Genomic DNA, 20,143 nt, shown 5'->3' with positions numbered 1-20,143 from the left:
GATAGGCTCGCGCAGGCGACAACCGGGCGCGGCGCCATGGACCCGATCTGCCTCACCTTCCCGATACGGACCTATGACATCGACTTCGCGGGGATCGTCTCGAACATCGTCTACATCCGCTGGCTCGAGGACCTGCGGGTGGAACTCCTCGCGCGCAGCTACCCGCTGGACCGCATGGTGGCGGACGGGCTCGGGCCCGTGCTGCTCGAGACCCACATCGCCTACCGCGACGCGCTGACGATCCACGACCGGCCGGAAGGGCGTATGTCCGTCGCCGCGATCGGGCGGGTCCGCTGGACGGTGGCCGCCGAGTTCGTCTCCCCGGGCACGGGTCGCGTGCACGCGACGGCGAGGCAGACCGGCCTGTTCGTCCGGCTCGCCACGCGCCGCCCGGTGCCGATCCCCGACCCGCTGCGCGCGGCGCTGGCATAGGCGCCCGCGAACGGGACCCGGCGCGCTCCGGCCTCGGCCCCCCCTCGCGGCCGCACGCGGGAGGCCGAGGCGCGGACTACGCCAGCGCGCCGGCCAGCGCGACGACGCCGACGAAGGCGGAGACCACGCCCACCGCACGGCGGGGCAGCAGAGGTCCGAGCGCCTCCGGACGCCCCAGCCGCCGCGCCGCCTCCATCGCGCCGAGCCCGATCGCCCCCTGCACGATGGCGAGGCCGACCAGGTAGGCGCCGATCGGCCCCGGCTGCGCGCCGACGACCGCCTCCGCGTAGGCATGGCCATGGAACAGGCCGGCGATCGCGAAGGCGAGCGCGAGGGCGCCGCCGCCGGGGCGGCGCGTGCCCGGTGCCGCGGCGAGCGCGAGGCCGGCGCCGAGGGCGGTGAGGGCCACGATCGCCTCGACCGGCCCGAGCCCGATGCCGGCGAGATGCAGGCCGGTGCCGGCCGCCCCCGCGCCCACGAAGGCCAGCAGCGCCAGGACGCCGGGCCGGCGACGTGCCTCCGCGGCGAGAACGCCGGCGGCGAGGACGAAGGCGAGATGGTCGAGCCCGATCACCGGGTGGGCCAGTCCGGAAACGAAGCCCTGCCAATCCGTCACCGGCAGCGCGCGGTCCATGGCATGGTGGGCATGCGCGAGCCCCGGCACCCCGAGAACGGCCGCCCAAGCGGCGGCGCGGCGCAGACCCATCGGCTTCCTCCCGTCCGGTGCCAGAGGCGATTTTCCATGCTCGCCGCAGAGCGGGGAAGGGGCAAGCCGCGCCAGGGGTCCGGGGGCGCCAGATACTTCCGCGGGGGCCGCCGCTCGCTGCTCCCCGAGGGGGAGGTCCTCGCCGGCTGCGGCCCAGGCGGGCGCCGGCCCGGGGCGGCACGGGACAGCGCCGGCGCGGCGCAAGGCGCCGGCGCCGGAGCGCTCTGTCCTCGCCGCCGGACGCCCGACCGCGATGCGAGGCGCCGCGACCGGGCGGCCTGCGCGCGGCAGCGGCCCCTAGGGCGCGGTCTCCTCCGGATCGTCGTCCCGCGCGCGCCACTCGCCCGACGGTGCCGCCACCTCGGGCGTCGGGTTGTCGGCGAGGATGTCGGCGGTCTGGTCGTCGAAGGCCTCGACGTCGAGGCTGTCGCCCAGCGTAGCCAGGCCCAGGGCGGCAACGGTGGCGGAGGCGATCCGCGCGGCGAGCGCGGCGGTGCGCTCGTCGCGGCATTCCAGGATCACCTCGGCGTCCTCTCCGTCGCCGCGCACGAACTCCACCAGGAAGAAGCGCGCACCCTCGCGCGGGCCGTTCTCCCAGAGCCCATCCTCGGTGCGATGCATGGGCGTGACGGCGATCGAGACGCCCTCGATGCCGCTGCTCATATGGTTCGGCATGGTCCTCTCCGGGCCGCTCCTGCGGCGATGGGCAGGCGGGCGGAGCGGAGGTCCGCCGCCGGGCACCACCCCCGTCTCAACGCGCTCCGGCGCCGCGATATCCCGAGCGCCCGCGAAACGGTCCGGCGCCAGCCCCGCGCCTGGCGGAGCGAGCGCGGAGGGCGGGGGTCACCGCAGGAAGAGGGGCGCCGACCGGCCAGGGGTCCGTCAGGCCGAACCAGGCGGCCAGCGCGGCGGCGGCGAGGATGTCGTCGGCCCCCGGGAGGAGGCCGAAGCTCGAGAGGTGCTCCTCCAGTCCGCCGCCGCAGCGCGAACCTCCGCGTCCGGCGGCGCACCGTGCCGGTGCCGCCCGACCGGCCCGCCCGGCGAGCCGCGAAGCGGACCCTTCGCAGGCCGGCGCAGGCAGGGCGGCGGCCGCCGCCGCTCGACCGCTATCCCACCCGCAGCAGGGCTGGTCCGTGGGTGCGCAGCCACTCCACCGCCGCCTCCCGATGCGGCGTCAGCTTCTCCACCTCGGCCCAGAAGCGTGGCGAGTGGTTCATCTCGCGCAGATGCGCCACCTCATGCGCCACGACGTAGTCCAGCACCCAGTCCGGCGCCATCACCAGCCGCCAGGAGAAGGCGAGCGTGGCGTCCGGCGCGCAGCTCCCCCACCGGCTGCGCGTGTCCTTCAGCCGGATGGCCTTGGGCTTGACCCGGAGCGCCGCGGCATGCCCCGCGACCAGCGTGCCGATCCGCCGCCGCGCCTCGCGGCGCAGGAAGTCGCCCACCCGCCGGGGGAGGAACTCCGGCGCGCCGGAGACGAGGATCTCGCCGTCGGCCAGCATCACGCCGCCGCGCAGCTCCGGCGCATGCCGGATGACGTGCGGGATGCCGCCGAGCGGCACCGCCGCCCCCGGGACGAAGGGGATGTGGGGGGCCAGGGCGCCGAGCCGCTCCATCACCCATGCGGCGTGCGCGGTCAGCAGCGCCATGCCCGCGCGGCGGCCGGCGCGTGGCGGCAGGGTCACGACCACGGCCCCGGCCCGCGCGTCGATCCGCAGCGACACCCGGCGCGCGCGCGCTGATCGCCGCCAGCGCACGGGACATTCCACCGGCGGAGAGGAGGCTCGCAGGGGCAACGCGACGGTTTCAGGATGCGACGGGTCCATGACACCAGGATGGCCTGCTCGCCGGTTCCGGATCAATGGGTTGACACGATCTGTTGCGAAACGATGTGAGTGCCCGTGCCCGAATCGTCCGCGGGGTGCTGCCGACCCTCTTCGCCCTGGGGGCGATCTGGGGGCTCACCCCCCGCTGGCGAAACGACTGATCCCCTCGGGCGGCCGGCCGCCCCTCCTGGTCACGCTGGCCGCGGCCGCCGGAAGCGCCGCGATCCTGCTCGTCGTGTGCCGGGCCCGTGGCCAGGCGGGTGCCCCGGGGCCGGGCGCATCTGCGCCATGACGCCCTGGCCGGGGCGAGCGGCCTTGCCCTGGCCAATCTGTTCGCGTTGACCGGCCTTCAACCAAATTGTTCGCGTTGACCGGCCTTCAATATGCGCCCGCCGGGTTGTTCGCCCTGCTCATTCCGCCCTCTCCCATGCTGACCGCGCTTTTTGCCGCCGCCATCGGCCTGGAGCGGCCGGGCCTCGGGCGGCCGGCCGGCACGGCGCTGGGGCTCGCCGGCGTGGCGCTGGCGATGGCGCTCACCCCCCCGTCTGCTATGCGGTGTCCAACGTCGCCGCGGTGCGGCTCGCCCCGCGCGGGACGCCGCCCCTGCCGCTCGCCGCGGGAACGCTGTGCGCGGGCACGCCGCGCTGGTGCCGATGGCGGCGCTGAGCGGGCAATTGTGGCTGCCGGCGGGACCCGGCGGCTGGGTGGCGGCGATCGCGCCGCTCCAGGCCGGGCTAACTGCGCTGGCCTACCTCCTCTACTTCCGCTCGCTCGCGGCGTGTGGCGGTGTGGTGACCAGCCAGGTCGGCTACCTCGTCACCCTGTCCGGGCTCCTCTGGGGCTTCCTGCTGTTCGGCGAGGTGCCGGGCTGGCTTCCGTACCTGCCACCAGCCTGGTCTTCGTCGGGCTGGCCCTGATGGCGCGCGGCCCCTCCCCGCGGCCACGGCCGCAGCCGGGGCGGGCCGGGGCGGAGTGAGGGCGGCGGCCCCCTATCCCGGCAGCTGCTTCAGCTCGATCTCGACGAAGCTCAGCGGCGCGGCCCCGGCGTTGACCACGTTGTGCTCCACCCCGGCCGCGCGCGCGTAGCTGACGCCGGCGGCGAGCGCCGCCGTCGCCGTCTCGCCCCCCGGCAGTTCGAGCAGCAGCGTGCCGTCGGTGACCGGGACCACGACATAGGCGAGGCCGTGGCGGTGCCAGCCCGTCTCCGCGCCCGGCGCGAAATCCCAGCGCGAGACGCGCACATGCGCATCGTCGTGCTGCAGGGTGCAGACCGCCGGCGGGCGGCAGCGCAGCGGCTCGCGCGCCGCCCCGCCCTTCCCCTCGCTCATTCGGCGGCCTTCGCCGGGGCGAGGCCGGGCAGCGGCAGCACGCCCGCCGCCTGCTGCGCCGCCCAGACCGCCTCCGCCTGCTCGCGCGAGAGCGGCAGGTGCGGCGGCCGGATGGTGCGCCAGCCGGCATCCCCGGTGCTGCGCGCCATGATCTCGCGCAGGCCCGGGATCAGCGGCACGCTGGTCGCCGCCTTGCGCGAGGCGTTCAGCACCGCCTGCGCCGCGTCCGCCTCGGGCCCGGTGCGCTTGGCGTAGACGACCGCGCCGAAGCGGGCGTTGATGTTCGAGGCCGCGGTGATGCAGCCGGCGCCGCCGTCGGCGAGGATGCGCTGCACGAACTCGTCGCTGCCCGAATAGACCTCGAAGCCGTCCTTGGCGAAGGCGGCGATCATCGCCTTCATGTTGGCGTAGTCGCCCGAGCTGTCCTTGACCCCCTTGATCACGCCCGGGAAGGCCTTGAGCAGCCGCTCGATCAGCGCCAGCGAGAACGGCACGGCGCTCTGCTGCGGGAAGTTGTAGAGGTAGATCCGCGTCGCCCCGCCGGTGCGGTTCACCAGCTCGGAGAAGTAGGCGAACAGCCCGTCGTCGCTCGGGTTCTTGTAGTAGAAGGGCGGCAGGACGAGGACGCCGCGGCAGCCCTGCGCCGCCGCGTGGCGCGTCAGCTCCACGCTGTCGGTGAGCGCGGCGCAGCCGGTGCCGGGCAGCAGCGCGCCGGCCGGGATGCCGCGGGCGACGAGGCCCTCGAGGATCGCCTTCCTCTCGTGCAGGCCGAAGGAATTGGCCTCGCCGGTGGTGCCGAGCACGCCGAGGCCGTTGCAGCCGTTGGCGAGCAGCCAGCGGCAATGCGCCGCCATGCGCTCGAGGTCGGGCGAGAGGTCCGGGTGCATGGGGGTGAGGGCGGCGGCGTTGATGCCGCCGAAGAGGGCGTCCTGCATGGGGGTCTGTCCCGCTCCTATCTCCGTCCGTTCCTGTCCGTCGGCCGCCCGCGCGCCGCGGCGGCGGCCGTCGCCGGCACCCGGCGCACCACCGTCCGCGGGCCCGCCCCCGGCGTCCTCGCACCCGCGGGCGAGCCCGGCCGCCGCAGCGGCCCCGGCGGCGGGCCGGCGGTGCGCGTCGGCCAGCGCTTGGGCCAGGCCACCAGGTGGTCCTCGAAGGCGCCCGCGTCGCGCTCGCGGACCGCCCGGCCGCGCGCCGACACCCCGGCCCGGTGCACCGTCTCCGGGTCGCCGGAGACGAGCGGGTGCCACCAGGGGAGGTCCTTGCCCTCCGCCAGCAGGCGATAGGCGCAGGTCGGCGGCAGCCAGTCGGCGGCGGCGACGCGCCGCGGCGTCAGCTTCACGCAGTCCGGCACCCATTTCCGCCGGTTCTCGTAGTCGGCGCAGCGGCAGGTGGCGAGGTTGAGCAGCCGGCACGCCACCGCGGTGAAGGCGAGCGCGTCGGTCTCGTCGTCGCGCAGCTTGTGCAGGCAGCAGCGCCCGCAGCCGTCGCAGAGCGACTCCCACTCGGCGCGGGTCATCGCCTCGAGGGTCTTGGCGCGCCAGAACGGCGCGGGGGCGGCGGCGGAGGGCACGGCCGGACCCTAGCGCCGCGCGGCGCTGGCGGAAAGCGCCCGGCGGGCGCCGTCGCGCCGCGCGCCGGCAACCGGCTCGGCCGCGTCGTGCCCGGCACGGCCCGCCCCTGCGCGCCGGGAGGCCCGCGAGGTCCTCGACGCCATCATCGGCGCGTGGACGCGCCAGCGCGGCAAGCACGAGGTCATGCGGCTGATGGGTGAGGCCTGCGTCCCCTGCGGCGCCTGCCAGGACACCGGCGAGGTGCTGGCCGGCCCGCACCTGCGGGCGCGAGATGATCCTCGACCTCGACTACCCGACGCGCGGCGCATTCCAGACCGTGGGCTGCCCCGTGAAGCTCTCGGACTCGCCCGTAGAGCCGACCCGGGCGCGGCGGCGGCGCGTCCCGTCGGCCCGCGCCACCGGCCGCGGACGCGCTTCCTCGATCCCTGCCCGCAGCAGGGCGCGCGCCGCCCAGCGCAGGACCTCCAGCACCTCCTCGTCGTCCTCGATCCGGCAGACATCCTTCATCACCACCACCGCCTCGATGCCGAGGGTGAGGGAGAGCGCGGCGCGCAGGCGGAGCCAGTCGCGCTCCGGCAGCTCCCGCCGCAATGGCTCGAGCGCCGTGTCGAGCCAGCGCCGCCGGCGCCCCTCGCGCAGGGGCGGAGCCTCCTCCCCGGCGCGGCGGCTCGCGAGCCAGTTGTCGAGGTAGACGCGGAGCGCGCTGCGCATCGGCACCTGCTCGGCGAGCAGCACGGGGACGAAGGCGTCGAGCAGCCGCAGCAGCCGCGCCTCTGGATCGCCCTCCGGCAGGGCGGCAAGCGTCGCCTCCACCGGCGCGACGGCCGGGGCGAGCTCGGCCACCTCGAGCAGCAGCGCCTCCTGCGTCGGGAAGTAGCGGTAGGCGGTGGCCCGCGAGACGCGCGCCGCCTCGGCCGCCTCGGCGACCGTCGGCGGCGCGCCGCGGCGCAGCAGCTCCGCCGCGGCGGCGACGAGCGCGGCGCGCGTGCGCTCCTTCTGGTTGGCCCGAGGGTCCGATTGGACCGGCGCCCCCGACATCTTGTCCATGGCCCCGGAATCCCCTTGACCTGAGATCGACATCGCATGATGATACTTTCGTCTCACGAAGGGACGCAAGTCCCACGACCCCGGAGGGCCGACCCCATGCGCATGACCCGCGAGCAGGTGGACCAGCTCATCAACGAGCACTTCGCCTACGAGGCGACCGACGACGTCGAGGCCGTGCTCGGCAGCCTCGCCGAGGACGCGGAGCACGAGGTGATCCCCTCCCCGATGGGGCCGCTCAACGACCGCGCGCGGATCCGCGCCTTCTACGAGATGCTCTTCCGCGACCTGAAGGGCGAGAGCGTCACGCCCGTGCGGCGGCTGTACGGCGACGGGTTCGTCGTGGACGAGGCGGTCTGGCACGGCCACATCGCCGACGGCCGGCCCTTCCTCTGCGACGGGAGGAGCGGCCCGGTGAGCTTCCGGCTGCTCCACGTCTTCGAATTCCGCGACGGCAAGATCGCGCGCGAGAACGTCTGGTGCGACCTCGCCGCGATCCAGCGGCAGCTCGGCTGCGCGCCCGGCTGAGGCGCGGCGGGGCGTGGCGCGGCGCCCTCCGATGACGGCTCCATCCGCGGAGCGTCCCGTGCGATGCTGCGCCCGGAGCGCGCCGGCGCATGGCGGCGCCTCGTCGGAACGCGATTCGCAGGGAGGGCCGCCATGAAATTCGCGCTGCATTTCGGGAACAACACCTTCCCGGACGCCGCCGGCGCGGCGCGGCTGGCCCGCCTGGCCGAGAAGGCCGGCTTCGATTCGGTCATCGCCGTGGACCACGTCGTGATCCCGGACGAATACGCCAGCACCTATCCCTACTCGGCCACCGGCCGGCTGCCGGGCAATCGCGCCACCGCCTACCCGGACCCGCTGATCTGGATGGCCTTCGCGGCCGCGGCCACGACGCGCCTGCGCCTCATGACCGGCGTCATCATCCTGCCGCAGCGCCACCCGCTGGTGCTCGCGAAGCAGGTCGCGACGCTCGACCACATGAGCGGCGGGCGGATCGAGCTCGGCATCGGCGTCGGCTGGCTGAAGGAGGAGTTCGCCGCGCTCGGCGTGCCGTTCGAGCGGCGCGGCCGGCGCGCCGACGAGTACGTCGCCGCCATGCGCGCGCTCTGGCGCGAGGACGGCGCGGGCTTCGCGGGCGAGTTCGTGAGGTTCGAGCGCGTGAGCTGCAACCCCAAGCCCGTGGCGCGGGGCGTGCCGATCATCGTCGGCGGCCACTCCGAGGCCGCGGCGCGCCGCGCCGGCCGCCTCGGCGACGGCTTCTTCCCCTCGATCGGCTCCCAGGTGGACACCCTGCCGCTGCTCGACGTGGTGCGCCGCACCGCGGAGGCGGCGGGCCGCGACCCCGCCGCCATCGAGATGATCACCGGCTGCCCCGGCGCCCTGCCCAGTTCCGGCCAGGACCCGCTGGCCGCGGTGGAGGAACGCCGCGCGCGGGGCATCGGGCGCGTCGTGCTGCCCGTCACCGCCTTCCTGCCGGACCTCGAGGAGAGCCTCCCGCGCTTCGGCGAGACGGTCATCCGCGCCTTCGCCGGAACGTGATCGCGGCGGTCCGGGAGCGGCTGCGTCCACCCGCGGCGGGGCCGCTCCTCACGCGACCATCACCGCCCCGGGCGCGGCGCCGTGTCGACCCGGCCCTGATCCGCCCTAAACTGTCCTCCGGTCCGCAGGGGAGGAGTCATGCAGTTCGTGTGTGACGCCACGGGGCAGAAGACCTGGTTCCGGATCGAGACGGAGGCGGAGGCCGCCCAGGAGTCGGAACTCATGCGCCATGCCGTCGAGAAGCACTTCCGCCGGGCCTACGAGCGGGCGGCGCAGACCTACACGCCGGCGCCGGGGCCGTATGTCGAGCAGGACATCGGGCGCGCCGCCTACATCCGGCGCACCATGCCGATGTTCCTGACGCTGAGGGATGCCGAGGGGAACGCCCTCGCGACCGCGATGCTCCCCCCGCAGGGGCGGGAAGACCGGGCCTTCAGCCCGATCATCGTCGGCCCGGGGAACAGCGATCCTTACCCGGAGCATGCGGACGCCATCCGCGACCTGGGCAGGCACTTCGGGCTGACCCTCGATCGCGGCCGCTGCTACCCCTACCACCGGGGCTAGCGGCCCGACCGCGGGGTGCGCGAGGAGGATGGCGCCGACCGGCGGGTGGCAGCCTTGCCGCCCACGCCTCCGGAAGGCTCACCCCCCAGCGGGCCGCGACCTCGGACGGTCCCGCGTCGGGCGGCTATCGCGCCGATCCGTCCGGCTGCGTGCCGACGGCGCGGCCCGCGATCCAGCTCACCACCGAGACGACGATCGCGCCGAACAGCGCCGGCCAGAACCCGGCAATCCGCATGCCGGGGAGCAGCAGCGCGGTCAGGCCGAGCATCGCCGCGTTCACCACCAGCAGGAACAGGCCGAAGGTCAGCAGCGTCAGCGGCAGCGAGAGGATCACGGCGACCGGCCGCACCACGGCGTTGACGAGGCCGAAGACCACCGCGGCCAGGATCAGGGTGCCCAGGCCGGCGACATGGATGCCGGGGACGATCTCCGTCGCCGCCCAGAGGGCGAGGGCGTTGATCGCCGTGCGGGCGAGGAATCCCATGGGATGGCGGCGTCCTGCGGTCGCCGACCGAACGCGTCCGGCCCGGCCCCGGTTCGCCCCGGCGCGGATCACCCCGTGCTGCGGCCGCTTCGGCCGGAGGCGGCGGTGCCCGCCCCGCCGCGGCGCTGGGGCAGCTCGCCCCGCTGCACCGCCAGGCCGAACTCCAGGCTGCGCGCGATCCGCCGCGCCCGATCGGCGAGCAGCGCCGCCCCCTCGGGCCGGCATTCGGCCTCCGCGGTGCGCCCGAACAGCTCGAGCCAGCGGGCGAAGTGATGCGGTTCCAGCCCGAGCGGGAGGTGCGCGGCCATCGGGCTGCCGTGGTAGCGGCCGCTCATCAGCACGACCGAGGACCAGAAGTCCACGATCCGCCCGATGTGCGCCTCCCAGTCGGTGAGGTGGGCGAAGAGCGGGCCGAGCAGCGGATCCTGGCGCGCCGTGCCGTAGAAGGAGCGCACCACCCGTTCCAGCGTCGCCTCGTCGAGGCCGGTGCGGGCGGCGATCTCCGCGGCCACGGCGGCGCGGCGCTCGGCGGTTTCGGGAATCGGGCTCGTCAAGGTCGGGGCCGGGGTGGCTTCGGGCAGGCAGGCCATGCGGACATGCGGTTCTGCCGCGGCCCTTGCAACCGCGTCCGCGGCATGGTCGGCATGTCCCGCCGAGGCGCCGGAACGGACGGCGCCTTCCCGCTCCCGGGGAGACCGACCGCGCCATGTACAACCCGCCTGCCTTCCGCGAGGACCGGCCCGAGGCGCTGCGGGCGATGATCGAGGCCGCGCGCCTGGCCCTGCTCGTCAGCAACGGATGCGAGGGCGGAGCGCCGGAGGCCAGCCACCTGCCGCTGGTCCTGGCGCCGGAGGAGGGGCCGAACGGCACCCTCTACGGCCACCTGGCGCGCGCCAATCCGCACTGGCGCGGCTTGGCCGCGGCGGGCCGGGCGCTCGCGGTGCTGGCGGGGCCGGAGACCTACGTCTCGCCGTCGCTCTACCCGGCGAAGGCGGACCACGGGAAGGTGGTGCCGACCTGGAACTACGTGGTCGTGCACGCGAGCGGACCGGTCGAGGTGTTCGACGCGCCGGAGCGGCTGCGCCGCGTGGTCGAAATGCTGACCCGGCGCCACGAGGCGGGCCGCGCCGAGCCCTGGGCCGTTTCGGACGCGCCCGAGGAGTTCGTGCGCGCGCAGCTCCGCGGCATCGTCGGCGTGGCGCTCCGCATCGAGACGCTCGAGGGCAAGCGCAAGCTGAGCCAGAACCGCAGCGAGCCGGACCGCGCCGGGGTGCTCGCCGGGCTTTCCGCAAGCGCGGATCCGCGCGACCGCGCGGTGGCGGAGGCGATGCGGGAGGCGTGAGGCGCGCCCCTCGCAAGGGCACGCCCGCGGGTGACGCGGGACACGGGGAAGCGAACGGGCCGCGCGGGGCGCCCGGCCCCTGACCGCAGACGCCCGCGCGTGGCCTGGGCACGATCGGGTGCTGCATCGCGACGATCGCGCATGCGCGCACAGTTCCGGCCCAATCGAGCGTGCGGACGCATGGCCTTGTCGCCGTCCCGGCGCCTCGCCGCTGCGCGAGACGGGAAGGGGCGGCGAACCGAGCCATCGCCGACAGGGCGGGCGGAGGCCGGATCCCGCAGCCAGGGGCGCGGGCACGCGCCCGACGGGCTTTCGGCGATCGGCAGCGGCAGCCCGCTGCCCGCCACGGGTTCGTGGCGCCCTCGATCGCCGTCACGCGCGACGCCGGCGCGGTCGCCGATCCGACCATGGACGAGGACGCGGCCCTCGCCGGGCCGTTCGAGCGCGCGCAGAGGCCGCTCGATGGCCGCCCCCTCGTCATCGGGCCGGAAGGGCTTCGCAAGCCGGCTCGACCCCGGCTGGCCGAAGAGGTCGGCATGCGGGCAGGGCAGGGCCAGCCGCGCATGCCGCGGTGCGGCGGCCGTCAGGGCCATGCCCGCGGCATCCGGCACCTGCTCCCGCCCGCCGTTGCCACGTCGGCGGGGGAGCCAGCCGACGCGCCCGCGCCATGACGCCGGAAGCCATCGGCGCCGCCAGCGATCCCGGGCCCGTCCGCCGGGGGCGCCGCTCCCGCGCCGCACGCCGGCGCAGGAGCGGGACGCGCGCCGGGTGCTCCCGCTACCCTCAACCGCCCGGCCGTCTCCCCGTTCCGGCGCGCCCGGGCGCGTCTCCCGTCAGACGAACTGCGTCTCCTGCTCCCGCCCCAGCAGGTGCCGTCCCACCATCTCGTAGTGTTCCGGCCGGCCCTGCAGGTGCTGCGAGGCGGCGCAGGCATCGCGGAAGCGCCGCTCGAAGGGCTGCGACTCCAGCACCGCCCCGGTCCCCGCCGCGCGGTAGGCGGCGACCGAGACCTCCGTCGCCTCGTTGATCACGTGCGTCGCCGCCAGCCGCAGCGCCATGCGCCGGTCGAGGCTCGGCTCGCATCCTTGCGCCAGCTCGGCCCAGACCTCCGCGACCGTCCCGTGCAGATAGGCCCGCGCCGCGCGCCAGCGCGCCACCAGCCGCGCGAGGTGGCCCTGCACGGCGGGATTCTCGCCCATCGGCATCGGCAGGCCGCGCGGCCGCCGGTCGCGCGCCAGCGCCAGCAGCCGGTCGAGCAGCCCGCGCGCGATGCCGAGCGCCACGCCCGCGAAGCCCGCGGCGTACATCAGGTGCGAGTTCAGCCGGTAGAGCGGCCCCGGCTGGGTGCGTGCCGTGGCGTCGTCGCGCACGCAGCTCCGCGAGAGCGGCACGAACAGGTCCTCCACGGCATAGCTGTCGCTGCCGGTGCCGCGCAGGCCGATCACCTGCCAGTCGTCGACGATCCGCGCGCTCGCCCGCGGGAAGACGAAGGTCCGGTCCCTCACCGTGCCGTCCGGCTGCGCGATCGGGATGTGCGCGCCGAGCAGCCGCGCATGGCGGCTGCCGCTGGCGAAGCCCCACTGTCCGGTGATGCGGTGCCCGCCCTCGACCGCGACCGCGCGGGCGCGGTCGTGCCGCGCGCCCCAGGCGAGCACGGCGCGCGGCCCATCGAACAGCTCGGCGACGACGGCCGGCGCGAGGTAGGTCGCCACCGACATCGCCGAGACCGCGCCCTGGCAGAGGCACCAGGCGGCCGAGGCGTCGCCGCGCGCGATCGTCTCGGTCAGCTCCACGAAGACGCGCGGCGCGAGCTCCGCCCCGCCGAGCGCGCGCGGCAGCAGCGCGCGGAACAGGTCGGCCTCGAACAGCGCGTCGAGCACGTCGGGCGGCAGTTCGCGCGCCGCCTCGATCCGCGGCCCCGCCGAGTCGAGCAGCGGCACCAGGCCGCGCGCGCGCTCGATCAGCGGATGCGCCGGCGCGGCGCCTGGTCCGGCGGGCTCGGGTCCGGTGATGGGGTCCATGCGGTCTCCTCCCTCGGCGCGCATTGCGCCCGTCGCGACGGCGGGATGCAAGCCGCGGCGCGCCGCCCCGCCCGCTGCGCGTTGACGCGCCTCCGGGTTCCGGGCGATGCAGGCCGCGTCAACCACGCGCGGCGGAGGGGGGAGAAGCGCGCCATGGCGTCTCGCGGCAGCGGTCGGCGGAAGGCCGCGCGGCAGTCTCCGGGATCGTCCCGGGCGCCGGCGCCATGAGCCGCGTCGCGCCCGCCGCCCGCGGCGCGGGCGGAACGCCGCGCCGCGGTCGTTCCGGCCGCCGGGGCGCCGCCGCCACGCTCTCCCTCTGGCGCCGCCGGCCCGCGCTCGGCCGCTGGGGCGCGGCGCTGCTGCTCGCGCTGGCGGCGCTGCTGATGCTGCCGGTCGTCCACGCGCTGTTCGGCGACGCCGGGGTGCTGCTGTTCGGCGGTCTCGGCCTCGGCTTCCTCCTCGGGCGCTGGACCGGCAAGCCGCGGGCGTGAGATACCGTCCCTACGGTCCGCGAACCGCCGCGGCCCAGGCGGAGCCGGTCGGCCCTCCGGCACCTCCTGGCGGTCCGCGCCCCGGCCTCGCCCGTCGCGGCGACGGACGCCGCCCCGTTCCCGCGCCCTACCGCTTGGCCTTTGCCTTCGGCGCCGGCAGCGTCATCCCGCTGGGCCAGCGGTAGCCCTCGACGCTCCATCCCTTGGCGCGCAGGAAGGGCGCGACGCAGACCTTGTTGCCCTGGTTGCCGCCGAGCAGCGTCACCCCGGACTTGCCGCCGCTCACGTAGAGCCCGACGTGCCAGCCCGTGGCCGTCGTCGCGGACGACGCCTTGGCGTTGTACACGACGGTCACGCAGCCCGGCACCGGCTCGTTCAGCTTCTCGCCGACATGCAGCCACATCTTCGCGCCGGCGAGGTACTTCCCGTTGATGAAGTCGTTCGAGGTGACGCCCGCCTGCTGCAGGCACCAGGCGACGAAGGCGCCGCACCACGCCGTCTCGTCCACGGCGGAGAGGCCGGACCGGTTCAGGTGCTGGAATTGCTGCAGGTACTCGACGATGCGCGGGTTGTTCGACGCCTTGCCGGACCCCTCCTGCTCGCCGATCTCGCACATCGCGATGTCGAACCAGAAGGGGGTCGAGGTGCCGGACGGGCAGCGCGTCCCCCACCAGACCAGCGGCGAGCCGCAGCAGGCCGGGAAGTCCCAGTGGTCGCTCGCCGGCAGGCCGTAGGCCGCGCGGAACTGCTGCACGCAGGTGCTGAGGGTGGCGTCGAAGACGTCGCTGTCCACCAGGCTCATGCCGTTCCAGACGCCCATCGCCTGCCGCAGGCTCTTCACCGCCCAGCCTGTCGTCTCGCGGAAAAGCGGCTGCTTCGCCATGACCGGATCCGTCCCCCCGCGGGCGCCGCGCCTCCGCGCCACCCCGTCGCGGGAGGAATGATATGCCGCGCGGGTCCGCCCTAGTCGATCACGATCCGCGGCCCGGGCCTCGGCGCCGCCCCGGCGCCGCCGGCGACCTTCTCCCACAGCCGCCGCGCGATGCGCCGGTAGGCCTGCGCCTCGGGCGTATCCGGCCGCGCCGCCACGATCGGCGTGCCGGCGTCGGCCAGCTCGCGGATGGCGAGGCGCAGCGGCAGCTCGCCGAGGAACTCGACCCCGAGCCGCTCGGCCTCCGCGCGTGCCCCGCCATGGCCGAACAGCTCGGTGCGGTGGCCGCAGTTCGGGCAGCAGAAGAAGCTCATGTTCTCGACGATGCCGAGCACCGGCACGTTGACCCGCTCGAACATCCGCACGCCGCGGCGGGCGTCGGCCAGCGCCACGTCCTGCGGGGTGGAGACGATCACCGCGCCGGCGAGCGGCACCCGCTGGCTCATCGTGAGCTGCGCGTCGCCCGTGCCCGGCGGCATGTCCACCACCATGATGTCGAGCGCGCCCCACTCCACCTGGCCCATCAGCTGCTCGAGCGCGCCCATCACCATCGGGCCGCGCCAGATCATCGGCGTCTCCTCCTCGACCAGGAAGCCGATGGACATCGCCTTCAGCCCCCAGCGGGAGAGCGGCAGGATGCGCTGCCCCGCGACCTGCGGCTTCCCGCGCAGTCCGAGCATGCGCGGCAGCGACGGCCCGTACACGTCGGCGTCGAGCAGCCCGACGCGCAGCCCCTCCGCGGCGAGCGCGACGGCCAGGTTCACCGCCGTGGTGGACTTGCCGACCCCGCCCTTGCCCGAGGCGACGGCGACGATCGCGCGCACCTCCGGCAGCAGCATCGGCCCCTGCGCCGCCCCGCGCCCGGCCTGGGCCGCCGCGCGCCGGCCCGGCTGGCCCGCCGCCGGCCGCTGCGGCCCGGCTGCCGCCTCCCGGTGCGCGGTCAGGACGCAGGTCGCGCTCAGCACGCCCGGCACCGCGCGCGCCGCCCGCTCCGCCGCCTCGCGCACCGGCTCGTACGCGCGCGCCTGCTCGCGCGGGACCCGCAGCGCGAACTGCACCATCCCGTCGCGCACCGTCAGCCCCTCCACCATGCCGGCGGAGACGACGTCCTGGCCGGTCGCCGGGTCCGTCAGCGCGCGCAGCGCGCTGCGGATCGCCTCGGCATGCGTTTCGTCCATCGCTTGAAAACCCCTCGATCCCCGACAATATCGCGATGGGCTTCGCCGTCGCGAAGGGCCGCGCCCGCCCGCGCCACCGCCGCCGCGGGCATGGCCCGGCGCCGGCCGGGGCCGCATATATGGCCGGGCTCTGCCGCGTCTGCACCGCTCCGTGTCCCGGGGGCTTCGCCGCCCCGCGACGGACCGGCTGCATGCGGCGGGACGCGCGGCCGGTGCGGGCGGGCGAGCGCCCGTTGCGACCGGACCACGAACTGGGAGGCGACACGCAGCATGCCCTGGAACACTCCCGGCGGACCCAGTCCCTGGGGCAACCCCCGCCCCGGCGGACCATGGGGGGGCCCGCCGCAGCCGCCGGGCGGCGGCCCCGGCGGGCCGGGCGGCCGCGGTCCCGACCTCGACGACCTCATCCGCCAGGCGCAGGAGGCGGTGCGCCGCTTCCTGCCGCGGCGCGGCGGCGGCGGGCGGGGGGTCGCGCTGCTCGCCCTCGCCCTCGTCGCGCTGTGGGGCGCCTCCGGCTTCTACCGGGTGCAGCCGGACGAGCTCGGCATCGTGATGCGCTTCGGCGCCTACAACCGCTGGGCCGGCCCCGGCCTCAACTACCACATCCCCTGGCCGATCGAGAGCGTGACCACGCCGAGCGTGACGCGCATCAACCGCGTCGACATCGGCTTCCGCGCCCCGCTCGACGGGCCGGTGCAGCGCGTGCAGCGCCAGACCGACGTCCGCGAGGAGAGCCTGATGCTCACCGGGGACGAGAACATCATCGACATCGACTTCGCGGTGTTCTGGCGGATCCGCGACGCCGCCGAGTTCCTGTTCAACACCCGCAACCCCGAGATCACGGTAAAGTCGGCCGCCGAGAGCGTGATGCGCGAGGTGATCGGGCGCACCCCGATCCAGCCCGCCCTGACCGAGGCGCGCGGGCAGATCGAGGAGCAGGTGCGCCAGGGCACCCAGGCGATCATGGACCAGTACGGCGCCGGGGTGCTGATCACCCAGGTGCAGATGCTGAAGTCCGACCCGCCGGCCGAGGTCATCGACGCCTTCCGCGACGTGCAGCGCGCCGGCGCCGACCGCGAGCGCCTGCGCAACGAGGCCGAGGCCTACCGCAACAGCATCCTCCCGGAGGCGCGCGGCAACGCCCAGCGCCTGATCGAGGAGGCCGAGGCCTTCCGCGAGAGCCAGATCGCCCGTGCCCGCGGCGAGTCGCAGCGCTTCCTCTCCGTCCTCTCCGCCTACCAGGCCGCGCGGGACATCACCGTGCGGCGCATGTACCTCGAGACGATGGAGGAGATCCTGCGGCGCAACCCGACGATGCTGGTGGACGACCGGCTGCAGGGCATCGTGCCGTTCCTGCCGCTCGGCGAGGCCGGGCGGCCGCTCGGCCCGGCGCCCGCGGCGCCCCCGGCCGGCCGCCCGCCGGGCACGCCCCAAGTGTCCGTGCCCGCCGCGGGCCAGGCCACGGGCGGCGGCGCCCAGCCATCATCCTTCCTGCCTGGCGGCAGGCCGACGGGAGGACTGTCCCGATGAACCGCGCCATCGCCCTGCTCGTCCTCGCGGGCGTCGCCCTCGTCACGCTGCTGTCCTCGCTCTTCACCGTGCACCAGACGCAGCAGGTGCTGATCACCCAGTTCGGCGAACCGGTGCGGGTGATCCGCGAGCCGGGGCTGCACGCCAAGCTGCCCTTCATCCAGTCGGTGATCACCTTCGACCGCCGCCTGCTCGACCTCGCCTCGCCGGGCGACGAGGTGATCCTCGGCGACCAGCGCCGGCTGATCGTGGACAGCTTCACGCGCTTCCGCATCACCGATCCGCTGGAGTTCTTCCAGACCGTGCGCGGGACCGAGGTCAACTTCAGCACCACGCTGCGCTCGATCGTCTCCTCGGCGCTGCGCCGGGTGCTCGGGACGGAGCCGCTGTTCGCCGTGCTCTCGCAGGACCGCGGCCGGATCATGAACCAGATCCGCCACCACGTGAACGAGGAGGCGCGGCGCTTCGGCGTCGAGGTCGAGGACGTGCGCATCCGCCGCGCCGACCTGCCTGAGGAGAACACCCAGGCGATCCTCGCGCGCATGCAGACCGAGCGCCAGCGCGTCGCGAGCGAGCAGCGCGCCGAGGGCCAGGGCGAGGCGCTGCGCATCCGCGCCAACGCCGACCGCGAGCGCACCGTGCTGCTGGCCGAGGCGCGGGCCCAGGCCGACATCCTGCGCGGCCAGGGCGAGCAGGAGGCGATCCGCATCTTCGCCGAGGCGTTCCAGCGCGATCCCGCCTTCTTCCAGTTCTGGCGCACCATGCAGGCCTATCGCGAAGCGCTCGGCGAGGGCGGGACGCGGCTGGTGCTGACGCCGGATTCGGAGTTCTTCCGCTTCTTCCGCGAGAGCCCGGCGGGCCCGCTCACGGCGCCGGTCGTCGCCGCGCAGCCGCCGGCCGGCGCCGCCGCGGCGGCCCAGCCCGGCGCGGCGGCCCGGCCTGCCGCGGCCGCGCTGCCGGCACCGGCCGCCGGCGGCGCTGCGCCGCCGGCGGGCGCCATGGGCGTGGCCGGGGCGCAGGGGCCCACCGCCGATGCCCCGGCGGCCGCACTGCCCGCTCCGGCGGCGCAATGACGGTCACGGCGCTGCTCCAGGCGGTCGCCGTGGTCCTGGCCATCGAGGGCCTGCTCTACGCCCTCGCCCCGGGGGCGATGCGCCGGGCCCTCGCGACGCTCCTCGCGGCGCCGGAGGAGCGGCTGCGCACCGGCGGCCTCGTGGCGGCGGCGATCGGGATCGCCGTCGCCTGGGCCCTGCGCGGCGCGGCCTAGCGTGCGCGGGCGAGGGGCGGTGCGGCGCGGCGCCGCGGCCGGATCCATCCGGGACCGACGCTGCCCTTGCAGCGGCCGCCGCCGCGCGTCACGGTTCGTTGCACGCCTCCGGCTTCCCTTCGGCGCGGGAACGGCCCTAATCGGCGACGACACCGTCTCTCCAATCGAGGTGCCTCCCCAGTGCGCATAGCCGTCCTCAGCCTCGCCGCCCTCCTCACGGCAGCCGCGCCGGTGCTGGCCCAGGCTCCGGCTCCGGCGCAGCAGGCGCAGCCGCAACCGGTCCCGCCCCCCTCGGTGCCGGCGCCGCCCGCCCCGCTGCCCGCCCCGCCGCCGGCCGCCTCGGCGCCGCCGGCCTCGCAGGCCTCGCCGACGCCGGTCCCGCTGCACGTCCGGCCGGACACCTTCGCGCCGCTGGCGCGCCAGCTCATCCCCTCGGTGGTCAACATCTCGACCACCCAGTCCCGGCCGGCGGCGCGCGCCGGGCGCCCGGACATGCCGGACATCCCGCAGGCGCCGCCCGGCAGCCCGTTCGAGGAGTTCTTCCGCGAGTTCTTCAACCGCCAGCGCCCGCCCGGCCAGGGCCAGCCGGAGCAGCCGCGCCCGCCGCGCCGCGCCCGCTCGCTCGGTTCCGGCTTCGTCGTGGACGCCTCGGGCATCATCGTCACCAACAACCACGTCATCGACGGCGCCGACGAGATCAGCGTCACCCTGCACGACAACACCACGCTGCGCGCCGAGGTGGTGGGCACCGATCCCAGCACCGACATCGCCGTGCTGCGGGTGAAGCCCGAGCAGCCGCTGACCGCGGTCGCGTTCGGCGACTCCGACTCCGCCGAGGTCGGCGACTGGGTGCTCGCGATCGGCAATCCCTTCGGTCTCGGCGGCTCGGTCACGGCGGGCATCATCTCGGCCCGCGGGCGCGACATCCGCGCCGGGCGCTACGACGACTTCATCCAGACCGACGCCGCGATCAACCGCGGCAATTCGGGCGGCCCGCTGTTCAACCTTCAGGGCGAGGTGGTGGGCATCAACACCGCGATCTACTCGCCCTCCGGCGGCTCGATCGGCATCGGCTTCGCCATCCCGTCGAACCTCGCGAAGAACATCGTCGCCCAGCTGCGCGAGACGGGCCGCGTGCGCCGCGGCTGGCTCGGCGTGAACATCCAGCAGGTGACCGACGAGATCGCCGAGGCGCTGCGCGTTCCCGGCGGCGCGCGCGGCGCGCTGGTCGCCCGCGCGCAGGAGGACGGGCCCGCGGCCCGCGCCGGCATCCGCGCCGGCGACGTGATCCTGCGCTTCAACGGCCACGAGGTGCGGGAGATGCGCGCCCTGCCGCGCATCGTCGCGGAGAGCCGGGTCGGTTCCGAGGTCGCGGTGGTGATCTGGCGCGACGGCAGGGAGATGACCGTGCGGGTCACGCTCGGCGAGCTGCCGGCCGAGCCGCAGCAGGCCGCGGCGACCCCCGGCGAGCCGCCGCGCCCGACCGAGCTTTCCGGCCTCGGCCTGCGCGTCGCGCCGATCTCGCCCGAGCTGCGGGACCGGTTCGGCCTGCGCCCGGATCAGCGCGGCGTGGTGATCGTCGAGGTCACGCCGGACAGCCCCGCCGCCGAGCGCGAGCTGCGCCCTGGCGATGTCATCGTCGAGGTGCAGCAGCAGCAGGTGAGCACGCCGCAGGACGTGCAGGAGCAGATCGCGCGGCTGCGGCGGCAGAACCGCGCCACCGCCCTGCTGCTCGTTGAGAGCCAGAGCGGGCAGCGCTTCGTCCCGCTGCGCCTGCGCGGCGCGGAGCGCGGCAGCCCCGGCTGAGGAACCGGCCGCGCGGCGCGGCCGCCGTGCCCGGCCGAGGCGAGGGCGAACGCGGCGGCGCCGGCATCGGGTATCGC

23 protein-coding genes and 2 pseudogenes are annotated in these 20,143 nt (G+C 75.6%); 13 read left to right on the top strand and 12 right to left on the bottom strand.

Annotated features, from left to right (window positions below):
- Positions 1 to 36: 36 nt before the first annotated feature.
- Positions 37 to 432: an acyl-CoA thioesterase gene (locus IEX99_RS01160; RefSeq protein WP_188897578.1), complete on the top strand. Its 396-nt coding sequence runs from the start codon at positions 37 to 39 to the stop codon at positions 430 to 432.
- Between the two features lie 76 nt (positions 433 to 508).
- Here the strand turns inward: IEX99_RS01160 and IEX99_RS01155 are convergent, their stop codons facing one another.
- From IEX99_RS01155 to IEX99_RS01145, 3 genes are all read right to left on the bottom strand, one after another.
- Positions 509 to 1,138 carry a HupE/UreJ family protein gene (locus IEX99_RS01155; protein WP_188897576.1) on the bottom strand — a complete coding sequence of 210 codons (630 nt, stop codon included), beginning with the start codon at positions 1,136 to 1,138 and terminating at the stop codon, positions 509 to 511.
- A 297-nt stretch (positions 1,139 to 1,435) separates the two neighbouring features.
- Positions 1,436 to 1,801 (bottom strand): hypothetical protein, encoded by a 366-nt coding sequence (locus IEX99_RS01150; protein WP_188897574.1) that lies wholly within the window; start codon positions 1,799 to 1,801, stop codon positions 1,436 to 1,438.
- A 443-nt stretch (positions 1,802 to 2,244) separates the two neighbouring features.
- Positions 2,245 to 2,862, bottom strand: a complete 618-nt coding sequence (locus IEX99_RS01145; protein WP_229677730.1) for a M48 family metallopeptidase — start codon at positions 2,860 to 2,862, stop codon at positions 2,245 to 2,247.
- A gap of 728 nt (positions 2,863 to 3,590) precedes the next feature.
- Between IEX99_RS01145 and IEX99_RS01140 the strand changes: the two genes are divergently transcribed.
- Complete coding sequence (locus tag IEX99_RS01140) at positions 3,591 to 3,881, top strand: hypothetical protein (protein WP_188897570.1); 291 nt, start codon at positions 3,591 to 3,593, stop codon at positions 3,879 to 3,881.
- A 72-nt stretch (positions 3,882 to 3,953) separates the two neighbouring features.
- On the opposite strand, the gene IEX99_RS01135 is transcribed toward IEX99_RS01140, so the two are convergent.
- The 3 genes and pseudogenes from IEX99_RS01135 to IEX99_RS01125 all read right to left on the bottom strand — a co-directional run.
- The gene (locus tag IEX99_RS01135) at positions 3,954 to 4,292 is read right to left on the bottom strand and encodes a cupin domain-containing protein (protein ID WP_188897567.1); all 339 of its coding nucleotides are present in this window, start codon (positions 4,290 to 4,292) and stop codon (positions 3,954 to 3,956) included.
- Positions 4,289 to 5,227 carry a dihydrodipicolinate synthase family protein gene (locus IEX99_RS01130; RefSeq protein WP_229677729.1) on the bottom strand — a complete coding sequence of 313 codons (939 nt, stop codon included), beginning with the start codon at positions 5,225 to 5,227 and terminating at the stop codon, positions 4,289 to 4,291. Before IEX99_RS01130 ends, IEX99_RS01135 begins: the two co-directional genes overlap by 4 nt.
- A gap of 134 nt (positions 5,228 to 5,361) precedes the next feature.
- Positions 5,362 to 5,862 (bottom strand): annotated as a pseudogene (locus IEX99_RS01125) (YcgN family cysteine cluster protein); the annotation flags it as partial.
- Between the two features lie 25 nt (positions 5,863 to 5,887).
- On the opposite strand from IEX99_RS01125, the pseudogene IEX99_RS22770 reads away from it, so the two are divergent.
- Positions 5,888 to 6,124: pseudogene (locus IEX99_RS22770) on the top strand (CoA transferase); the annotation flags it as partial.
- Positions 6,125 to 6,151: 27 nt separating this feature from the next.
- Here IEX99_RS22770 and IEX99_RS01115 read toward each other — a convergent pair.
- A complete protein-coding gene (locus tag IEX99_RS01115) occupies positions 6,152 to 6,910 on the bottom strand; it encodes a TetR/AcrR family transcriptional regulator (RefSeq protein ID WP_188897565.1) in 759 nt (252 codons plus the stop codon).
- 96 nt (positions 6,911 to 7,006) lie between these two features.
- On the opposite strand from IEX99_RS01115, the gene IEX99_RS01110 reads away from it, so the two are divergent.
- From IEX99_RS01110 to IEX99_RS01100, 3 genes are all read left to right on the top strand, one after another.
- On the top strand, positions 7,007 to 7,435 hold the full coding sequence (locus IEX99_RS01110) for a nuclear transport factor 2 family protein (RefSeq protein ID WP_188897563.1): 429 nt from the start codon (positions 7,007 to 7,009) through the stop codon (positions 7,433 to 7,435).
- Positions 7,436 to 7,567: 132 nt separating this feature from the next.
- Positions 7,568 to 8,452 (top strand): LLM class F420-dependent oxidoreductase, encoded by an 885-nt coding sequence (locus IEX99_RS01105; RefSeq protein ID WP_188897561.1) that lies wholly within the window; start codon positions 7,568 to 7,570, stop codon positions 8,450 to 8,452.
- A gap of 138 nt (positions 8,453 to 8,590) precedes the next feature.
- Positions 8,591 to 9,016 carry a hypothetical protein gene (locus IEX99_RS01100; RefSeq protein ID WP_188897559.1) on the top strand — a complete coding sequence of 142 codons (426 nt, stop codon included), beginning with the start codon at positions 8,591 to 8,593 and terminating at the stop codon, positions 9,014 to 9,016.
- Between the two features lie 124 nt (positions 9,017 to 9,140).
- On the opposite strand, the gene IEX99_RS01095 is transcribed toward IEX99_RS01100, so the two are convergent.
- Positions 9,141 to 9,500 (bottom strand): phage holin family protein, encoded by a 360-nt coding sequence (locus tag IEX99_RS01095; protein WP_188897557.1) that lies wholly within the window; start codon positions 9,498 to 9,500, stop codon positions 9,141 to 9,143.
- Between the two features lie 68 nt (positions 9,501 to 9,568).
- A complete protein-coding gene (locus IEX99_RS01090; RefSeq protein ID WP_229677728.1) occupies positions 9,569 to 10,054 on the bottom strand; it encodes a group III truncated hemoglobin in 486 nt (161 codons plus the stop codon).
- Positions 10,055 to 10,206: 152 nt separating this feature from the next.
- Between IEX99_RS01090 and IEX99_RS01085 the strand changes: the two genes are divergently transcribed.
- Both IEX99_RS01085 and IEX99_RS01080 read left to right on the top strand, forming a co-directional pair.
- A complete protein-coding gene (locus IEX99_RS01085) occupies positions 10,207 to 10,842 on the top strand; it encodes an FMN-binding negative transcriptional regulator (protein ID WP_188897555.1) in 636 nt (211 codons plus the stop codon).
- 353 nt (positions 10,843 to 11,195) lie between these two features.
- On the top strand, positions 11,196 to 11,513 hold the full coding sequence (locus IEX99_RS01080) for a hypothetical protein (RefSeq protein WP_188897553.1): 318 nt from the start codon (positions 11,196 to 11,198) through the stop codon (positions 11,511 to 11,513).
- Positions 11,514 to 11,675: 162 nt separating this feature from the next.
- Here IEX99_RS01080 and IEX99_RS01075 read toward each other — a convergent pair whose 3' ends face one another.
- Positions 11,676 to 12,863 (bottom strand): acyl-CoA dehydrogenase family protein, encoded by a 1,188-nt coding sequence (locus IEX99_RS01075; RefSeq protein ID WP_188897551.1) that lies wholly within the window; start codon positions 12,861 to 12,863, stop codon positions 11,676 to 11,678.
- A 224-nt stretch (positions 12,864 to 13,087) separates the two neighbouring features.
- Here IEX99_RS01075 and IEX99_RS01070 point away from each other — a divergent pair, with 224 nt between their 5' ends.
- A complete protein-coding gene (locus IEX99_RS01070; protein WP_188897549.1) occupies positions 13,088 to 13,354 on the top strand; it encodes a hypothetical protein in 267 nt (88 codons plus the stop codon).
- 127 nt (positions 13,355 to 13,481) lie between these two features.
- On the opposite strand, the gene IEX99_RS01065 is transcribed toward IEX99_RS01070, so the two are convergent.
- Both IEX99_RS01065 and IEX99_RS01060 read right to left on the bottom strand, forming a co-directional pair.
- Positions 13,482 to 14,237, bottom strand: coding sequence for a TIGR02594 family protein (locus IEX99_RS01065; RefSeq protein WP_188897547.1), 756 nt, complete (start codon positions 14,235 to 14,237; stop codon positions 13,482 to 13,484).
- An 80-nt stretch (positions 14,238 to 14,317) separates the two neighbouring features.
- Complete coding sequence (locus tag IEX99_RS01060; RefSeq protein WP_188897545.1) at positions 14,318 to 15,463, bottom strand: Mrp/NBP35 family ATP-binding protein; 1,146 nt, start codon at positions 15,461 to 15,463, stop codon at positions 14,318 to 14,320.
- Between the two features lie 270 nt (positions 15,464 to 15,733).
- Between IEX99_RS01060 and hflK the strand changes: the two genes are divergently transcribed.
- The 4 genes from hflK (at position 15,734) to IEX99_RS01040 (ending at position 20,066) form a co-directional block, all read left to right on the top strand.
- Positions 15,734 to 16,993: an FtsH protease activity modulator HflK gene (gene hflK, locus IEX99_RS01055; protein WP_188897542.1), complete on the top strand. Its 1,260-nt coding sequence runs from the start codon at positions 15,734 to 15,736 to the stop codon at positions 16,991 to 16,993.
- Positions 16,990 to 18,066 (top strand): protease modulator HflC, encoded by a 1,077-nt coding sequence (hflC, locus tag IEX99_RS01050; RefSeq protein WP_188897540.1) that lies wholly within the window; start codon positions 16,990 to 16,992, stop codon positions 18,064 to 18,066. Before hflK ends, hflC begins: the two co-directional genes overlap by 4 nt.
- Positions 18,063 to 18,260, top strand: a complete 198-nt coding sequence (locus IEX99_RS01045; RefSeq protein ID WP_188897539.1) for a DUF2065 domain-containing protein — start codon at positions 18,063 to 18,065, stop codon at positions 18,258 to 18,260. Before hflC ends, IEX99_RS01045 begins: the two co-directional genes overlap by 4 nt.
- Positions 18,261 to 18,440: 180 nt before the next feature.
- On the top strand, positions 18,441 to 20,066 hold the full coding sequence (locus IEX99_RS01040) for a DegQ family serine endoprotease (protein WP_229677727.1): 1,626 nt from the start codon (positions 18,441 to 18,443) through the stop codon (positions 20,064 to 20,066).
- Positions 20,067 to 20,143: the final 77 nt, after the last annotated feature.

The sequence above is a fragment of the Caldovatus sediminis genome, assembly GCF_014644455.1.
Lineage (GTDB): Bacteria > Pseudomonadota > Alphaproteobacteria > Acetobacterales > Acetobacteraceae > Caldovatus > Caldovatus sediminis.
The sequence above is the reverse complement of the archived record's forward strand: the minus strand, read 5'-3'. Positions and strand labels throughout refer to the sequence as shown.

Bases quoted from the DNA above. Each gene is read 5' to 3' on its own strand.
- IEX99_RS01115 (WP_188897565.1), bottom strand. From the start codon at position 6,910: ATGGACAAGATGTCGGGGGCGCCGGTCCAATCGGACCCTCGGGCCAAC.
- IEX99_RS01135 (WP_188897567.1), bottom strand. From the start codon at position 4,292: ATGAGCGAGGGGAAGGGCGGGGCGGCGCGCGAGCCGCTGCGCTGCCGC.
- IEX99_RS01105 (WP_188897561.1), top strand. From the start codon at position 7,568: ATGAAATTCGCGCTGCATTTCGGGAACAACACCTTCCCGGACGCCGCC.
- IEX99_RS01075 (WP_188897551.1), bottom strand. From the start codon at position 12,863: ATGGACCCCATCACCGGACCCGAGCCCGCCGGACCAGGCGCCGCGCCG.
- IEX99_RS01045 (WP_188897539.1), top strand. From the start codon at position 18,063: ATGACGGTCACGGCGCTGCTCCAGGCGGTCGCCGTGGTCCTGGCCATC.
- IEX99_RS01110 (WP_188897563.1), top strand. From the start codon at position 7,007: ATGCGCATGACCCGCGAGCAGGTGGACCAGCTCATCAACGAGCACTTC.
- IEX99_RS01070 (WP_188897549.1), top strand. From the start codon at position 13,088: ATGAGCCGCGTCGCGCCCGCCGCCCGCGGCGCGGGCGGAACGCCGCGC.
- IEX99_RS01085 (WP_188897555.1), top strand. From the start codon at position 10,207: ATGTACAACCCGCCTGCCTTCCGCGAGGACCGGCCCGAGGCGCTGCGG.
- IEX99_RS01065 (WP_188897547.1), bottom strand. From the start codon at position 14,237: ATGGCGAAGCAGCCGCTTTTCCGCGAGACGACAGGCTGGGCGGTGAAG.
- IEX99_RS01130 (WP_229677729.1), bottom strand. From the start codon at position 5,227: ATGCAGGACGCCCTCTTCGGCGGCATCAACGCCGCCGCCCTCACCCCC.
- IEX99_RS01150 (WP_188897574.1), bottom strand. From the start codon at position 1,801: ATGAGCAGCGGCATCGAGGGCGTCTCGATCGCCGTCACGCCCATGCAT.
- hflC (WP_188897540.1), top strand. From the start codon at position 16,990: ATGAACCGCGCCATCGCCCTGCTCGTCCTCGCGGGCGTCGCCCTCGTC.
- IEX99_RS01160 (WP_188897578.1), top strand. From the start codon at position 37: ATGGACCCGATCTGCCTCACCTTCCCGATACGGACCTATGACATCGAC.
- IEX99_RS01095 (WP_188897557.1), bottom strand. From the start codon at position 9,500: ATGGGATTCCTCGCCCGCACGGCGATCAACGCCCTCGCCCTCTGGGCG.
- IEX99_RS01100 (WP_188897559.1), top strand. From the start codon at position 8,591: ATGCAGTTCGTGTGTGACGCCACGGGGCAGAAGACCTGGTTCCGGATC.
- IEX99_RS01060 (WP_188897545.1), bottom strand. From the start codon at position 15,463: ATGGACGAAACGCATGCCGAGGCGATCCGCAGCGCGCTGCGCGCGCTG.
- IEX99_RS01155 (WP_188897576.1), bottom strand. From the start codon at position 1,138: ATGGGTCTGCGCCGCGCCGCCGCTTGGGCGGCCGTTCTCGGGGTGCCG.
- hflK (WP_188897542.1), top strand. From the start codon at position 15,734: ATGCCCTGGAACACTCCCGGCGGACCCAGTCCCTGGGGCAACCCCCGC.